General features: G+C 40.1%; 17 protein-coding genes. 8 read left to right on the top strand and 9 right to left on the bottom strand.

Annotated features, from left to right (window positions below; all coding sequences use genetic code 11):
* Positions 1-92: 92 nt before the first annotated feature.
* Together HUN01_RS13025 and HUN01_RS13020 are read left to right on the top strand one after the other, a co-directional pair.
* Complete coding sequence (locus HUN01_RS13025) at positions 93-1274, top strand: GNAT family N-acetyltransferase (protein ID WP_181931628.1); 1182 nt, start codon at positions 93-95, stop codon at positions 1272-1274.
* A gap of 89 nt (positions 1275-1363) precedes the next feature.
* Positions 1364-1747, top strand: coding sequence for a DUF4346 domain-containing protein (locus HUN01_RS13020; protein ID WP_181931627.1), 384 nt, complete (start codon positions 1364-1366; stop codon positions 1745-1747).
* Between the two features lie 74 nt (positions 1748-1821).
* On the opposite strand, the gene psb32 is transcribed toward HUN01_RS13020, so the two are convergent.
* Positions 1822-2559, bottom strand: coding sequence for a photosystem II repair protein Psb32 (gene psb32 / locus HUN01_RS13015; protein ID WP_181931626.1), 738 nt, complete (start codon positions 2557-2559; stop codon positions 1822-1824).
* Between the two features lie 540 nt (positions 2560-3099).
* On the opposite strand from psb32, the gene surE reads away from it, so the two are divergent.
* The 4 genes from surE to HUN01_RS12995 all read left to right on the top strand — a co-directional run bounded on the left by surE (position 3100) and on the right by HUN01_RS12995 (position 6093).
* Positions 3100-3780: a 5'/3'-nucleotidase SurE gene (surE, locus tag HUN01_RS13010; RefSeq protein WP_181931625.1), complete on the top strand. Its 681-nt coding sequence runs from the start codon at positions 3100-3102 to the stop codon at positions 3778-3780.
* Between the two features lie 147 nt (positions 3781-3927).
* Positions 3928-4551 (top strand): hypothetical protein, encoded by a 624-nt coding sequence (locus HUN01_RS13005; protein WP_181931624.1) that lies wholly within the window; start codon positions 3928-3930, stop codon positions 4549-4551.
* A gap of 87 nt (positions 4552-4638) precedes the next feature.
* A complete protein-coding gene (locus HUN01_RS13000; RefSeq protein ID WP_181931623.1) occupies positions 4639-5292 on the top strand; it encodes a PAP/fibrillin family protein in 654 nt (217 codons plus the stop codon).
* A 75-nt stretch (positions 5293-5367) separates the two neighbouring features.
* Positions 5368-6093: an MGMT family protein gene (locus HUN01_RS12995; protein WP_238846242.1), complete on the top strand. Its 726-nt coding sequence runs from the start codon at positions 5368-5370 to the stop codon at positions 6091-6093.
* 65 nt (positions 6094-6158) lie between these two features.
* On the opposite strand, the gene HUN01_RS12990 is transcribed toward HUN01_RS12995, so the two are convergent.
* On the bottom strand, positions 6159-6818 hold the full coding sequence (locus HUN01_RS12990) for a hypothetical protein (protein WP_238846240.1): 660 nt from the start codon (positions 6816-6818) through the stop codon (positions 6159-6161).
* Between the two features lie 208 nt (positions 6819-7026).
* Between HUN01_RS12990 and HUN01_RS12985 the strand changes: the two genes are divergently transcribed.
* Complete coding sequence (locus HUN01_RS12985) at positions 7027-7200, top strand: hypothetical protein (RefSeq protein ID WP_181931621.1); 174 nt, start codon at positions 7027-7029, stop codon at positions 7198-7200.
* 191 nt (positions 7201-7391) lie between these two features.
* Here the strand turns inward: HUN01_RS12985 and HUN01_RS12980 are convergent, their stop codons facing one another.
* A complete protein-coding gene (locus HUN01_RS12980) occupies positions 7392-7787 on the bottom strand; it encodes a hypothetical protein (RefSeq protein ID WP_181931620.1) in 396 nt (131 codons plus the stop codon).
* A gap of 173 nt (positions 7788-7960) precedes the next feature.
* Positions 7961-8185: a hypothetical protein gene (locus HUN01_RS12975; protein WP_181931619.1), complete on the bottom strand. Its 225-nt coding sequence runs from the start codon at positions 8183-8185 to the stop codon at positions 7961-7963.
* 395 nt (positions 8186-8580) lie between these two features.
* Between HUN01_RS12975 and HUN01_RS12970 the strand changes: the two genes are divergently transcribed.
* The gene (locus tag HUN01_RS12970) at positions 8581-9021 is read left to right on the top strand and encodes an Hsp20/alpha crystallin family protein (RefSeq protein ID WP_181931618.1); all 441 of its coding nucleotides are present in this window, start codon (positions 8581-8583) and stop codon (positions 9019-9021) included.
* 123 nt (positions 9022-9144) lie between these two features.
* Here the strand turns inward: HUN01_RS12970 and HUN01_RS12965 are convergent, their stop codons facing one another.
* From HUN01_RS12965 to HUN01_RS12950, 5 genes are all read right to left on the bottom strand, one after another.
* Positions 9145-11325, bottom strand: coding sequence for a CHASE2 domain-containing serine/threonine-protein kinase (locus HUN01_RS12965; RefSeq protein WP_181931617.1), 2181 nt, complete (start codon positions 11323-11325; stop codon positions 9145-9147).
* A 193-nt stretch (positions 11326-11518) separates the two neighbouring features.
* Entirely contained in the window at positions 11519-13510 is a 1992-nt protein-coding gene (locus tag HUN01_RS12960) for an FHA domain-containing protein (RefSeq protein WP_181931616.1), read from the bottom strand.
* On the bottom strand, positions 13507-13614 hold the full coding sequence (locus tag HUN01_RS36370; protein ID WP_336884945.1) for a DUF6760 family protein: 108 nt from the start codon (positions 13612-13614) through the stop codon (positions 13507-13509). Before HUN01_RS36370 ends, HUN01_RS12960 begins: the two co-directional genes overlap by 4 nt.
* Positions 13615-13652: 38 nt before the next feature.
* Positions 13653-14036: a phage tail assembly protein gene (locus tag HUN01_RS12955; protein WP_181931615.1), complete on the bottom strand. Its 384-nt coding sequence runs from the start codon at positions 14034-14036 to the stop codon at positions 13653-13655.
* Between the two features lie 352 nt (positions 14037-14388).
* Complete coding sequence (locus HUN01_RS12950; RefSeq protein ID WP_181931614.1) at positions 14389-14736, bottom strand: hypothetical protein; 348 nt, start codon at positions 14734-14736, stop codon at positions 14389-14391.
* Positions 14737-14741: the final 5 nt, after the last annotated feature.

Genomic DNA, 14741 nt, shown 5'->3' with positions numbered 1-14741 from the left:
TTGGGCATTGGGCATTGGGTATTAGTTATTCCACTCTTGCTCCCCCTGCTTCCCCTGCTCCCCCCTGCTCCTCTTCCCCCCAATCCCCTAATATGGTGGAACAACTTAAGCCTCGCTATTCTGTCGTTTGGACGAACAAAATCGCTGAAGTACCCCAAAATGCCTGGAATGCTTTGGCAATGCCACTCAAAACGCCGTTTTTAGAATGGGAGTGGCTAAACAATCTCGAAACTTCCCAGAGTGCTACGGCTAAAGCTGGTTGGTTGCCGAATCACTTGACATTGTGGCGAGATAGAACGCTGATTGCTGCTGCGCCACTTTATCTTAAAGGACATAGTTCTGGTGAATTTGTTTTCGATCACCAATGGGCAGAGTTAGCCGATCGCATCGGAGTTCAATATTACCCAAAATTGCTGGGAATGACACCGTTTACTCCCGCTGAAGGTTATCGGTTTCTAATTGCCCCAGGAGAAGATGAGGATGAAATCACTGCGATGATGGTGCATGAAATTGACACTTTCTGCTCCAAAAATCGAATTTCTGGCTGTCATTTTCTCTACGTTGATCCCCAATGGCGTCCGATGCTGGAACGACATGGCTTTACAACTTGGCTGCACCACAGCTACGTCTGGGAAAATGCTGGCTTTAAAACTTTTGATGACTACTTGAAGGTGTTTAACGCCAATCAGCGCCGCAATATAAAGCGGGAACGCAAAGCTGTGGAGAAAGCAGGTTTACGATTACAACCGTTGACTGGTGATGAAATTCCTCAGTCTTTGTTTCCCTTGATGCATCAATTCTATGCTGATACCTGTGATAAGTTTGGCTGGTGGGGTAGCAAGTATCTAACACAGCGGTTTTTTGAGCAGCTATACACCGATTATCGCCATCGAGTCTTGTTTATTGCTGCATATAGCGAACAAGATAACTCTTATCCTTTAGGAATGTCCTTTTGTTTGTTTAAAGATGACAAACTCTATGGACGCTATTGGGGGAGTTTTCAAGAAATAGATTGCTTACATTTTGATGCTTGCTATTATGCGCCAATTGAGTGGGCGATCGCTAACGGCATCCAAATTTTTGATCCTGGCGCAGGTGGACGCCATAAAAAACGGCGCGGTTTCCCAGCTATGCCCAATCATAGTTTGCACAGATTTTACAATAATCGTTTAGGACAAATTATCCGTCCCTATATTAAGGAAGTGAATCAACTCGAACAGCAGCAGATTGAGGACATTAATGCAGAGTTGCCATTTAGTAACCGAGATTCTTAATATTTGTCAAGGTAGAGGGTGAACGACGAATTACACTTGATATAGAGTATAAAAACCCTCAAGAAAGAAAATTTCTTTTTATAATGCTTATGGATTTGATAGTTGAAAATTTGGTCGCAATTGATGATAAACTTTCCCAGCGTCATATTGACCTTGATCCCGGTGGATATTTTATTATTTACTTAGATCGAGATGCAAGGTTAATTTATGCCAAGCATTTTACAAATGTAATTGACGATCGCGGTTTAGCTGTCGATCCCGAAACGGGAAAGGTAATTCCGGCGCGAGAAAAGGTGGAACGAACTTACACGACAGTTTTTAGCGCGAGAACGGCGAAAGAACTTTGCGTGAAGATTTTTGAAGAAACTCAGCCCTGTGTTGTAACTCAATTAAATCATGCAGCTTATTTGGGTCGAGAATTTGTTCGGGCTGAGGTGGCTTTAGTTACAGAACAAGAGTATGTTCAGGATTAAGCCAATTTTAGATTTTTAATTTTGGATTGAAGGAAAATCTAAAATCTAAAATCTAAAATTGAATGATTCTCCCATTACCCATCAGATGACGGCTGATTTATCTGATAGATATAATAAGTCGCCATTGGGATAACGGTGGCGGCAATTAACAATCCTACGACCCAAGCAGTAGCGTTACCTTGGTCGGTTTCTTCTGCTTTCTTGAAAGTGCCTCCAACCTGGACATTATCAATTATTTTGGGTGGGCCTGGATCGGCTTCGCCAGAGAGAACGGCGACAAGGCGATCGCTCGCATCTAGAAATGCCTGGTTGTATTTGTTACCATTGCGTAACGGCACACTTACTGTTTCAGTAGCTACGCTCTCGGCAATAGAGTCTGTGAGTAAAGGCTTGACTTGATCCCCAGAAATAATGGCGGTACCATTGGTAACCGTATCAATAACCAACAAGGTTTGATTAGCTTGGGCTTCTTTAGTAGGAAACCATTTTTTAAACAGTTCTTTGCTGAAGCTTTCTGGTGTTTCGCCATAATCGAGGCGGCGAACAGTAACAATTCTAACTTCCTTATCTGTTTGCTTTGCCAAATCCTCGAAAGCGCTGCTAATTTTGCCTTCATTCAGACGGCTGATGACTTCAGCTTGATCCAAAACCCAGGTGTCATTTCCTGCTTTGAGATTGGGTATTTGATACACACCTGTGGCTAAAGCCGGTGTAGCAAACAGCGAGGCTGCTAAAATAACCATCACCAAAGGTAGAATTAGCCGGATGAGGTATTTTTGACTGCTAAATAGTTGTTTGAGGAGCTGTTTCATTGTGTGATCCATAAGACAGACTTGCACCCAAAATACTACAGAACCACTGCAAAAATCACCTTGTTCCTGGTTTTCTCAAGTATTAAATTTCTGCTACTGCTAGCAGATATAGATTGTACGGGATTATTTTGATCAAACAGAATAAAAGCGTCAGTCGTCAGAATGGGCTAAACCTTAGCTATCCGCTAACAGAATGAATTCTGTATGACTGGCGGATAGCGCAGCGTCTTGATTCTGACTCCTGAATTCTGACTCCTGAATTCTTCTTCAATGCACAAACTTGTGATTAGGGCGGTTGCAAGCATTAACTTGACTAACACTTTTGCTAGTGACAAGAAATACCGCCCATTTTGGGGATTAACCCAAATACTGAGGGCGGAATTTGCAAACCATCTAGAAATCATATCGTATGATCAATATTTTTGGCAGAATCAAGCATATTTTTTCATATCTGCAAGTAGCTTTTGCTGTTATACCCTTTGATGGATGATATCTGCATTTTTCTGATATTTTAGCTAAATCTATATCAATAATATAAACATGACCATAATTTTAACTAACGACGACGGTATTGATGCCCCTGGTATCCGAGCGCTGCTGAAAGCTGTAAACGGCAAAAATACTATTATCGCTGCTCCTGCTGATCACCAGTCTGGCTGTGGACATCAAGTTACTACCACTCGTGCCATCAACCTCCAGCGACGTTCTGAGACTGAGTATGCGATCGCAGGCACTCCCGCAGATTGTGTGAGAATTGCAATTACACAAATTACCGCAGATGTCAAATTTGTCCTTTCAGGTATCAACGCTGGGGGGAACTTGGGAGTCGATGTTTATATTTCTGGTACAGTTGCGGCTGTACGGGAAGCTGCAATGCACGGTATACCCGGAATTGCTATTTCTCACTATCGCAAAGCCAAACAGGATTTTGATTGGGATCTAGCTGCCAAATTCACAGCTGAAGTTTTAGTGGACTTGCTCAAGCGTCCCCTAGAACCAGGAAGCTTTTGGAATGTCAACTTACCGCATCTACAACCAGGAGAAGCAGATCCTAATGTGGTGTTTTGCCAAGCTTGTACCAAACCTTTGCCCGTGAACTATCGAATTGAAGGCGATGATTTTTATTATGTAGGGGAATATGGCAAACGCGATCGCACTCCTGGTAGCGATGTGGATGTATGTTTTTCCGGCAATATCGCCGTAACTCAGTTAAGGGTTTGACATTCAGTTAGCTTAATTTCAGGGCTATTTGGACATTGGGGAGAGCTATGACTATGTTTGTGCGATCGCGATCAAAGTTTTCAAGGATTTGAAATCTGCTAAAGTTTCAGTGGTACTGAACACTAATTTCAAAAAAAGGATAACAATATGCAGTTTATTAAAATTGTTCTTGTCGCCCTTGTATTAATGGTGAACCTGGTAATTGCTCAACCCTCTTGGGCAGGTAAGGATTTTACAAAGGGGGCTGACTATGCTGAAGTAACTCAGGCGCTCAATCAACTTCTAACTGTAAAGGATACACCTGAGCAAGCTGGCTATACACCTGAGCAGTTTCAGCAGCGACTGGCACAATTACAGTCTCAGAAAAATATTATAGAAACAGCTAGAAAGCGGGCGCAGTGCCGCAATGAAACTGGAAAGACTTTAGCTGTCTATGCCAATAAGCCAAAAAAATCTCCAACCCAACTCTACTTCCTGGGCACAGGAACAATCACAGATGATGATTGGGATTGCGATGGCATTTACTTACCCGCAGGTTCTCAAGTTGTTCTAAGCCCAAACACTCAACCACAAGAACTGACTGAACCAATCGCCGTTAAGTTTGTCGATGGTACACAGTCTCTTGCTAGAACCAATCTAGCCACTGGTGCAATTGAATTGAATGTTGAACCCGCCAAAGTATTTAAAACGGGTGAGAGTGGCTGGTTGCTCCCCACTTTTTCCCAAGCAGATATAGATACGCAAATTCCTACCCCACAACTCATTGACTAATCTCATCTAGATAATTCAACTTTTATGCATTGACCTTATAAAAGTTGAACTAAAGCAATAGGATATGTAAAAGAAAATCTTCAACCATTGAACAATCAACTTTCAATTAAGGAAAAATTACAAGCCACGCTTGAAAAGATTCAAACAAAAAGCGATGGCTCTCCCATTACCGATTTGCAGCTAGATAAAACCTTAGCCGCAGAAATTGAACAATTGACGACAGAACTAGAGAGCGTCAATCCCAATCTCCATCCTCTTCTCTACGCTACTTCTTTGCTGGAGGGAACTTGGCAACTGCAATACTCCACAGCTAGAGAAATCCGTTCTTTAGTTTCTCTCCCATTCGGATTAAAGCTGGGTAAAGTTTATCAAGTGATTGATGTTGCAAACAAATTGTTTTTCAATATAGCTCAAGTTAAACATCCTCTGGGGATAGTATCGGGATATGTCAAAGTGACAGCTAGCTTTGAGCCAGCCAAAGAAGATTTAGAGCCTCTACCGAACAAACGTATCAACGTCTATTTTGACAAACGTTACCTATCAATTAAGAAGATTGTTGGCATTAATACCCCTCAATTAAATCCATTTAAGGTTTTCCCAGCTAATAATCCTACTAGTAGAACTCCCACACTGGATATTACTTACTTAGATGAAACCTTAAGAATTGGACGTGGAGGAGATGGCAGTTTATTCATTCTTCGTAAATCTGATGATTTACCTGAATTCACCTCCTCAACATGAAATTGATCGCGCCACCGAATGAATATGGCTCTCTCAATAATGCATCTTTTCACTAAGGTAAAATCAGGTTCTACAATGGTAGAGCTTAAAACCTTAAATTTAAAGGTAGGTCATGGTATAGAAGGAGATATTAATGCCGATGCTATAAGTCCCAGACAAATTTTAATTGTTAGGAATGAAGATATTTTAGACTTATCAATTCAGCCAGGAGATTTGCGGGAAAATATTGTGGTTACAGGTATAGAATTTGATAATTTTATCCCTGGATCTCTATTAACCTTTGAAAGTGGTGCGGCAATTCGTCTAACTTTTCACTGCGAACCTTGTAAGCGAATAGCCCACTTGGTAAAATCATTAAAAACCATCCAATATAAAAGAGGAATTTTAGGCGTAGTTATTAAATCAGGTAAAATCCAAGTTGGTAGTAATTTTCAGCTTAAAACTAATGAATTTACTGCATTATCTGAAAATCCATATCAACGATTTCTAAATTTTATCATCAAAATTCCAAGTGGAAAAGTAGTTACATATAAACAGATAATCAAAGGGATGGGAGTAGATAATAGTTATCTAAGAGCTATTCCTACTTACCTGAAAAAAGCCTCGGATACTGATTATCCGGTACATAGAATATTAGACTCTCAAGGTTATTTGATAACTTATGTTAATCAACAAAAAAATAAGTTAGAGGCTGAAGAGATTAAGGTTTTATCTGACACAGATGTATTGGGAAACTTAAACAAAAATTTTGTACATATTAAAGATTATCTATGGGAAGATTACACTCTATATTTAGAATAGTACTGTTGGTTTCATGATATTTGTAATATAACCTGGTATTTTGGTAGGGGAAATGCTTAGTTTCATCAAGATAATCCCTGATTTTTGATTTGTTTAGATGTAGCTTCCATAAAGTCAATAAAAACTTTTATAAGCTTATGAATTCCCTCGCTACCTCCTGCAATTAAACCTCCTGTCAGTAATGCATCTAAACAACGAAAAATAATTACTTGGATTGGATTGTCTAAATCAATAACTACAAGTGGTTCAATTGAGCGAATACCTATTGCACTCATTAAAAGACCGAATAAAAGGGATGTCCATAGGGCAATTATTCGTGTATCAGATTTATAGGCCGCTCTTTGGCGCTCTTTTTCATTTATATCATCAATTTGTGGTTTGAATATTTTTAACGAGTCTTGTTGATTTTGGGTAAAATTTTGAATGATTTGCTGTTCTAGACTCATTCCTTCAGGCGGTAATCCACTGATTTGATTTGATTCTAGAGAAGGAAACTGTTTCTGTTGGGCTTCCATAAGTCTTATTTTCTCTGAGACTAGAGTCTTTTCTTGCCGAATACTAATATCTAATTGCTCGATAAAAGAACCGCGCCAAGTAGTTAGAAAAACCTCTAATGAACGTTCCAACAACAAAGAAATAAATAGTTGCAATGAGAGTAGCTGGACAATATCATTAAGCCCAAATGGTTTTAAAATAAATGGTTTAGATGATAACCAAGTTGACAAAGTTACTATTAGAAAACTAATAATGATTAATACAATAAATAGAGGAGAGTCTGGAGAAAGCTTTAGCAACGTATCTATACTCCTGTTTTGCGTCACATATTTAGTACAGCCTGGAGGTGAGAACTACACCTGCTGAGTAACTTAACAACGTTAATTTGATAGAACAGTAAATAATTTGTGACTCCACACTTTTTTTCAGGAGTGTGATATGCCCCACTGTGAGAGCGATGTCTTTAACGGGCTACGCCTACGTACCTTGGTGGTAGCAGGAAGCATTCCAGAAGTAAACACTAGGCTTCAAATGCACGGTGCGAAGTGGCGATCGCATTTCCTCCCCGTTTTCTCTCGAAAAGGTGCGTTAGGGAAAGGGAGGCGACGCTAGAGCAAGCAGCAACCGTAGCACCAACTAAAAACCCCTCCAAGCTAGAAGGGGTTAAAGTAATTTTTGCTAATGGGATAGTGATTAAGAGGAGACAGCAGCTTTTCCTGCTTTGTAACGGATTTTCTGATCAAAGCAACGAAATGATAGTACAGCATTTTATAAATCCATTACGAACCTCTGCAACGCTGTACTTAGTAAGATAAATTACTGGTGTTGTCAAATGATGTCAGCTGCGACTCAACAGCATTTAGATAACCTCTATCATTCAAAGCTTGTACTGGTAACTTTTTAGCATTGACAGCAGCCTTAACCACATCTAGTCCAGTCAGCTTTCCTGTTTGGTATTGAGATACCAAAGCGCTACCACTAGGAATACCCTGTGCTTTCAGATTACCTTGATAAGCGAGAAATGCAGCATCAAAGGGTTTGAGATAGCTGACGTTCGTAGAATCAGTAGATAAATTGTTAGAGTTGATAGCTATAGGTTCGCCACTATTATTAGTAGCTATTTGAGCGCCACCAATTCCAGGCAATAAAGCAATAGAAGCAACAATGATTACAGAATCTATCAATGTGGAGAGTTTCATAAGATTATCCTTAGTTAAAATAAAGTGCAGTTAGTGTTCTTGAGTAATAGAGTCTTATTTTTTATCAGTCTTAACCTCCTGCACTCAGGTCACCTGAACGGTTGATTTGTTCCTCACCCGTTCGGGTGAACTAGTTGAGTTTAATAATTGAAAAATTGAAAACATTCCACAGATCATTCAAAGTTGCTAAGACCCATCATCTGATAAGCAATAACAGCAGTATCAAAGGGTTGGAGGTAATTGATATGTGTAGAATGGCTGCGTAAACTATTAGATTTGATAGCTGTGTTGATTAATGTGCCACTCTTGCTATGAGTGGCTATTTGAGTCCTAGCGATTCTAGGTAGAACACTAGAATCAACAATGTGGGCAAAATTGAGCGTGGGAAAGAGTTTCATCGCTGATGTTGTGTTGGTTAATAAATTGGGAGTAAAGTTCAGGACAAACTTGAACAGATATATATTTAACTGAGGTAATCTAAAAATTTATGCAGCGCTATCACTCACTTATAGGCATAGCCCAACCTAGGCGTTGCATTTCTGCACTATCCCCTTCAACAGCAGTTTATTACTTAACTTTAATTGATTATAATTTGTATGTTCGGTTTACCGAACATACAAACTAGAGTAAACCGTAATCTTTTTTGTATGTCAAATTTAGGACGGTAATCATCAATAAATTAGTGCTAATAACCGAATTTACATCAGGTTAGATTTTAAATAGTATGAATACGTAAGCACAAATTGAAGTGCAAAACTAATTAAATAAAAGCTCACTACTGCGGGGAATAGTTATGACACTAATTCGTTTAAATACTTCGAGTCAAATTGACGGTGTACAAGATTTAATTAACAGTTTGTTTCAAGATAGTGGAATAGCATCTGTATTGTTTGACAGAGACTTAAGTAATGTTCCTGCTGCTGAAATCCAAGAAACTGAAGATGCAATTCATGTGAAGCTAGAACTACCAGGGGTGGAAACTAAAGACCTGGATGTGCAAGTCACAGAAAACGCTGTTCACATTAGCGGTGAGCGGAAGTCTGAAACAAAAACAGATGAAAAAGGTGTTACTAGAAGTGAGTTTAATTACGGTAAATTTCAACGCGTAATTCCTCTATCAGTTCGGATTCAAAACACTAAGGTTAAGGCAGATTATAAAAATGGTATCTTGAATCTAATACTGCCTAAAACTGAGCAAGAAAAAAACAAAGTTGTCAAGATTAATTTAGAATAACCTGCTAACTAATGGTTTGCGCTCAGACTACTTTACCTCCAATGATTGATTGAAAATAGTTAAAAGCTTGGTCATGTGAGTGACCAGGCTTTTTTTAAGCAATTTAGCGTTGATCAAAAAATACTAAAGACTTTCGAGAGTTTTCAACACTTCTGCCGCTGACTGATATCTTTGAGTGAAGTCAAAATGTACCATTCTATTTAAAATAATCACTAACTCGTTTCTAGCCTCAGTTAGTTCGCGCCAATGTTGCCAAACCTGTTGATTCCCATCAGATTCTTTTGAAATAATTATTTCACCAGTGTTTGTGTCTCTACGAAATTCTCTTGGTTCTACCCCAGTTAAACCTTGTATTCCCATAATTCCCAACGCATAAATATCGCTGTTGAGTTTTGGCAATCCGCTCATTTGTTCAGAAGGTGCATAATTAGGAGTGCCAATTGAAATGGTCTGAGCTTCTTGCTGCTGAGGTTGAATTTGTTTAACAGCACCAAAGTCAATTAAAACAATGTGCTGATCTGATTCTCGTCTAATCAAGTTACTAGGTTTAATATCTCGATGGATGACGCCATAGCTGTGAACAAAAACAAGCACGTTTAAAACTTCTTTGAGTATCTCCACAACTTCAGCTTGTTTGAGTCGCTTCCCAGAAGATAGCTCTTTATCTATAGCGTGCCCTCGAACAAATTCTTGGACTAAAGAAAATTGTCGATTTTCTTCAAAAAAAGCTAGCAATTGGGGAATTTGTGGGTGCTTACCCAAAGTTTCTAAAATTTCTGCTTCAGCGTCAAATAGGCGTCTGACGACATTTAAATATTCTGCATCTTGGCGGGGAGGTCGCAACTGTTTAACCACACATTGCGGATTACCAGGGCGCTGGATATCGTCAGCTAAATAAGTATTGCTAAATCCTCCAGAACCCAAGGGTTGAGTAATTTTGTAGCGGTTGTTTAGTAACGTGCCTAACGAAATTTCCTGCCCAATGGAATCAGCAATTACCGTTGGCGCTTCATTGGCGGCATTGCCGCGCTGTCGTAAAAGACCTTGCAATTCCACAATTAATTGTTGGTGTTCTTGAACCCGCTGCGTAATTTCTTTTTGCTCTTGCTTCGTTTGATAAGCAGTATAAGTAAGGACACTCCCGGCGGTAAATACTAACCCCAACGCCGGAGATATTACTGGCAACCATCCAGCTTGGGTAAAAATGACAAAATTAGCTCCAAATAACACTGCAAGGGCTGTTGCTCCTGCTAATCCTAAGCCTAGTGGATGTTGAATTCGCCATACTAACAACCCACCAACTAAAGTCCATCCCCATATCAAAAGGACTTCACCCCACTCAGGCAAAAACCAAAATAGAGGCTGTTTGTTAAGAACAGCACTGAGAATTTGACTAACGCTGTGGGCATGAATTTCAATTCCGGCTATTTTGCCAGAATTATCTGACTTACCACTAGCAAATGGCGTATTAAAAATATCATTTAAACTATTGGCTGTTGAACCAATTAAAACGATGCGGTCTTTGACCAAATCTGGTTTAACTTGATTTGCAAGTACTTCTGTAATAGTTACCTGCTGGGCGACCTGATGACTAGAACGGTAGTTAAGCAGGATTTGGTAGCCATTGGTATCGGCTTTTTTATAACCGCCAGCGTTACTTTGCAGAGGTTTAAATACAGTATCTCGTAATTGTAGTTCCTTTTTTGGGGTAAATTCTAGTTGGATGCCTCCAACTTCTAAGTATTTGAGTGCGAGTTGTAAGCTAAAAGAATAGGTACTTTGACAAGAATCGGACTCCTCTGCATTTACCAATAAGAGGTTGCGGCGAATTGTGGCATCAGTGTCTTCTACGACATCATTAAATCCTACTCGCTCTGCTTCAACCCCTTTTGGAGGTGCTATTCCCGGATTGTTAGAACCAGAATGTTTGCAGATAGGAATGATGATATCGCTCTGTTGTAGGCGTTGCAGGAGTTTTTCATGACCAGGCTGTACTGGTAAGTCACGAAATATATCTAGACCAATGGCTCGCGGTTCATAAGTTTCAAGTTTGCCTAACAGTTGGTCTAGAAGTTCACCAGACAGGGGCCAATTCCATTTTTGGATATCTTTTTCAGTTAAAGCAACTATCAACAGACGAGCGTCTGGGCCTGGGTCGGCACGTAATTGCATCATTTGGTCGTAGACTTTCATTTCCAGAGGCTCGAAAACCCCAAGTTTTTGAATGCCTACTAGTAAAAGTGTAGCGATCGCACTTGAAAGAATAACTGGCTGTCTAAATAAAGTTTTAAAATTTGCAACCATCTTTTTAAGTAGGTTTTACTTTAAAATATACGGATATTTTTAGATTAATTTTTAATATTGAAATTATTCTACGCAATTTGCAACTTTTCAAAAAATATAGTAATCATATTTTACTTGCAAACACTGAAATACTAAGATCCCCGACTTCTTTAAGAAGTCGGGGATCTTTTTGTTCGTAACTCATTTAGAATTGCTATATCTGTTTAAGATAATGCACGATCGCTTCTGCTGTTGGCAAATTAGTTGCCAGTAAAACTTGATTAATAGTGCATAATCTCAGCAGTGCTTCTTCATTTGCTTGACCAGACTGAGGTTGCAGCAAATCTCTCAGGAAAATAACTGCTAAAATTTCTCCTGCTCCAACCAATGAAGCAATTGTTTGATATCCTCCAGAAGTTGGTGCAGGGGTTTGTTGACTAATAGTTATCCCTGCTTGTTGATGTAAGACTTCACTAACAGATGGCCACGTAATTGTAAAGCTCTCTGAGAAAAATTCCTGATATTGAGAAACAAATTCAGCAAGTTCTGATTTCTTGCTTTCGTGAGCAATGAGTACTATATTTCTTTCAATGAGCGTTTCTTCTGGAGTTTCCTGAAACTCATCTTCTTTTACTTCAGGAACTTCTTCAATAGTCTGACTGATACTCTCAGTAGCTTCACTTTCTGTTGTTTCCGAAAATTGAATATCAGCTGAGTCAGAAACTTCACTTACTTGTGCAGGAATATCATCAACATCTACATTGACTTCTTCAGTACTCGTATTACTCGAATCAATGTATTGACTGCTGAAAACTTCCGAGAGGTTATCATCAAGCGTAGTCAATGTTTCAGGAACTTCATTGACTGTTTCATCAGCAGCAGAACTAGATTCTACTTCATGAACATCTGCGCTGTCTTCTGCTGTAAGTGATGTATCTAAATCTACAACTTCATCACTGATGTCCTGTGTAGCTTGGCTGAAGGGTTCTTCCGGCTGAATATCCGCTCCTTCAGGAATTTGACTGATAGCCTCATCAACATCTGCACTAACTTCTTCTATAGCTGGCGTATCCAAATCTACTACTTCATCATGAGTAGCTTCTGGAATGACACTTTCTTCCTCAGATACTTGGTGAAAAATATCGCGCGGCTGCACATAGGTGACTTCTGCTGCTAGTGCTGCCTCCCACTCTGCATCTTCATCGGAAGTAGATTCTGCAATGGTACTCTCCTGTGCAGGAACTTCGTTGAAAATATCACGCGGCTGTACGAAGGTGACTTCTGCTTCCAGTGCTGCCTCTAACTCTGCATATTCATCGTAGCTAGCTTCTGGAATGGCACTTGTATCACGCTGCTGGACGATAGTAGATTCTGCCGCCAGTGCTGCTTCCAAGTCTGCAACCTCGTCGTCGGTAGCTTCTGGAAGGATACTTTCTTCTTCAGGAGTTTCAATGATGTTTTCAGGTGGAGCGATCGCATCATCAGCTACAGTAAAAGAAACTTCCTCACCATCTTCGCTGACTTCTGCAACTTCTACTTCCTCAACATCTGCGCTAATTTCTGCTGTAACTAAACGCAAATCCACAATTTCATCACGAACATCGTGTGGAACTTCGCTGATTGGTTCTGGTGACTGAATGATGTTTTCAGGGGCGATTATCTCAACAACCGGGATGACATCATCATCTTGACTAGAAACAACTTCGGAGATTTCGCTGATTTCTGGGGAAGGTGTTTCTACTTCGGGATTAATTGGTGTTGCAACTTCGTTGACTACTTCTGGCGCTGGTGTAGCAACGTTAGGAGTGCTGATATTTTCAGGCGATCGCGGCCGAGAAAACAGTGAAGGATCTATAATTCTAAAGACTGTCTCTGGTTGCTCATAAGCAGGAGCAACTGCTTCTAAGATCAAAACATAATCTGCAATCCGAATAACGTCTCCATCGCTCAAAGAATATGGTCGATCTTTTTCAGCTTGTTTCCCATTAAATATTGAGCCATTTCTACTGCCAAGGTCAGAGAAGTAGTAATTTCCACCTTTCACAAAAAACTTAGCATGTACCCGACTGATATCAGGGCTATCTAGAAGTAAATCAGAATCAGGAGAACGACCTATTAGCCATTCTCCTCTCGGTGTAGTTTCTATGGTAAGGTCAACTTCTTTGACTTCATTTAAAGTTGGTGAGTAGCTAACTTTTACTTTCATATTAATTTTTGGTTAATTTTATTGATTTCCGCTACCCAGCGCTGACGGGTAGTGTGTTCTAAATTTAAAATATCATCTTGTGACCAGTGGAAATGATAAGCAATAAAAGCTACCTCCTCATATAAAGTATCAGAGGGGTAGCTTAGGACTCCCCCGCTAGTTCTAGCTCCACTGAAAATTGAGTATTACAGTGGGGACATTGTGTTGGAATATGTACATTCCCTTGCTGATTAATTCGATTGTAAAATTCTCGGAGATAGGCAATGTCATGTAAGAGCAGTCCTTCGAGTAAATCAGGACTAACAGAATTGAAACTGCCCAAGCGAGTGATAACCCGTGCAAGCATCACCAAAACACCGTAAGCTGGATTTTCCTGAACTCCGCGTTCTTGTTGCACCAAAATTTCATCTTTGGCGGTGGCTAAACGCATCACCCCATGACGATGTACTCGTTGTTCTCCATCACTCAATCCTCTAGGAAGAGTGAAGGCAAATTCTGTGCAGAGAGTATCCTTTTTACGGCGCATAGGTTATTTAATTTTTTAATTTGGGCATTGGGAATAGGGCATTGGGCATTGGGCATTTGACTGGTTCCTAGCCTGAAGGCTGGGAACCCATTCTGGGAGGCTCCGCCTCCTCTTTGTTGACAAGAGGTAGAACCTCTGCGAATACATTCCCAGCCTGGAGGCTGGGAACGAGGCTAATACTCGTGAATGAGTCTTTGAACTCCGTTAATGAGTCTTTGAACTCCGTGAATGAGTCTTTGATACTCGTGAACGAGTCTTTGAACTCCGTTAATGAGTTTTTTTTCTATTCTCCTACACTCCTGCTCCCCACTCACTCATCCCTATTCACCATGCCCCATGCCCCATTCCCAATTCAATTATGAAGAAGTGCTTCGGGAGAATTTACTGTATCTTCTGGGATGGAAGTTTCGCCTTCCAAGCCATTGATTCGTCGGTAAAAATCTTGGAGGTAATTTAAATCTTGGGAAAAAAAGTTTTCCACAATTGCAGGAGTCACTTCTGATAAAGCACCCAAGTGGGTAATCACTCGCGCCAAGATAATAATTGTCGCATAAACGGGATTAGCTTTAACGCGGGGGTCACGCAAGGGTGCAATTTCGTCTATCGCCGTTGATAAACGCATTACACCTTTACGGTGGAGGTTGCCTTCAGAGTCTAGATACCCCTTTGGCAGTGTAAATTCAAACTCTGTGGGAAACATACTCC

Origin of the sequence: Nostoc edaphicum CCNP1411, from assembly GCF_014023275.1 — a bacterium.
Lineage (GTDB): Bacteria > Cyanobacteriota > Cyanobacteriia > Cyanobacteriales > Nostocaceae > Nostoc > Nostoc edaphicum_A.
The sequence above is the reverse complement of the archived record's forward strand: the minus strand, read 5'-3'. Positions and strand labels throughout refer to the sequence as shown.

Bases quoted from the DNA above. Each gene is read 5' to 3' on its own strand.
- HUN01_RS13025 (WP_181931628.1), top strand. From the start codon at position 93: ATGGTGGAACAACTTAAGCCTCGCTATTCTGTCGTTTGGACGAACAAA.
- psb32 (WP_181931626.1), bottom strand. From the start codon at position 2,559: ATGAAACAGCTCCTCAAACAACTATTTAGCAGTCAAAAATACCTCATC.
- surE (WP_181931625.1), top strand. From the start codon at position 3,100: ATGACCATAATTTTAACTAACGACGACGGTATTGATGCCCCTGGTATC.
- HUN01_RS12960 (WP_181931616.1), bottom strand. From the start codon at position 13,510: ATGAAAGTAAAAGTTAGCTACTCACCAACTTTAAATGAAGTCAAAGAA.
- HUN01_RS13020 (WP_181931627.1), top strand. From the start codon at position 1,364: ATGGATTTGATAGTTGAAAATTTGGTCGCAATTGATGATAAACTTTCC.
- HUN01_RS12985 (WP_181931621.1), top strand. From the start codon at position 7,027: ATGCCCCACTGTGAGAGCGATGTCTTTAACGGGCTACGCCTACGTACC.
- HUN01_RS12950 (WP_181931614.1), bottom strand. From the start codon at position 14,736: ATGTTTCCCACAGAGTTTGAATTTACACTGCCAAAGGGGTATCTAGAC.
- HUN01_RS12970 (WP_181931618.1), top strand. From the start codon at position 8,581: ATGACACTAATTCGTTTAAATACTTCGAGTCAAATTGACGGTGTACAA.
- HUN01_RS12965 (WP_181931617.1), bottom strand. From the start codon at position 11,325: ATGGTTGCAAATTTTAAAACTTTATTTAGACAGCCAGTTATTCTTTCA.
- HUN01_RS12995 (WP_238846242.1), top strand. From the start codon at position 5,368: ATGGTAGAGCTTAAAACCTTAAATTTAAAGGTAGGTCATGGTATAGAA.
- HUN01_RS13005 (WP_181931624.1), top strand. From the start codon at position 3,928: ATGCAGTTTATTAAAATTGTTCTTGTCGCCCTTGTATTAATGGTGAAC.
- HUN01_RS12980 (WP_181931620.1), bottom strand. From the start codon at position 7,787: ATGAAACTCTCCACATTGATAGATTCTGTAATCATTGTTGCTTCTATT.
- HUN01_RS12975 (WP_181931619.1), bottom strand. From the start codon at position 8,185: ATGAAACTCTTTCCCACGCTCAATTTTGCCCACATTGTTGATTCTAGT.
- HUN01_RS12955 (WP_181931615.1), bottom strand. From the start codon at position 14,036: ATGCGCCGTAAAAAGGATACTCTCTGCACAGAATTTGCCTTCACTCTT.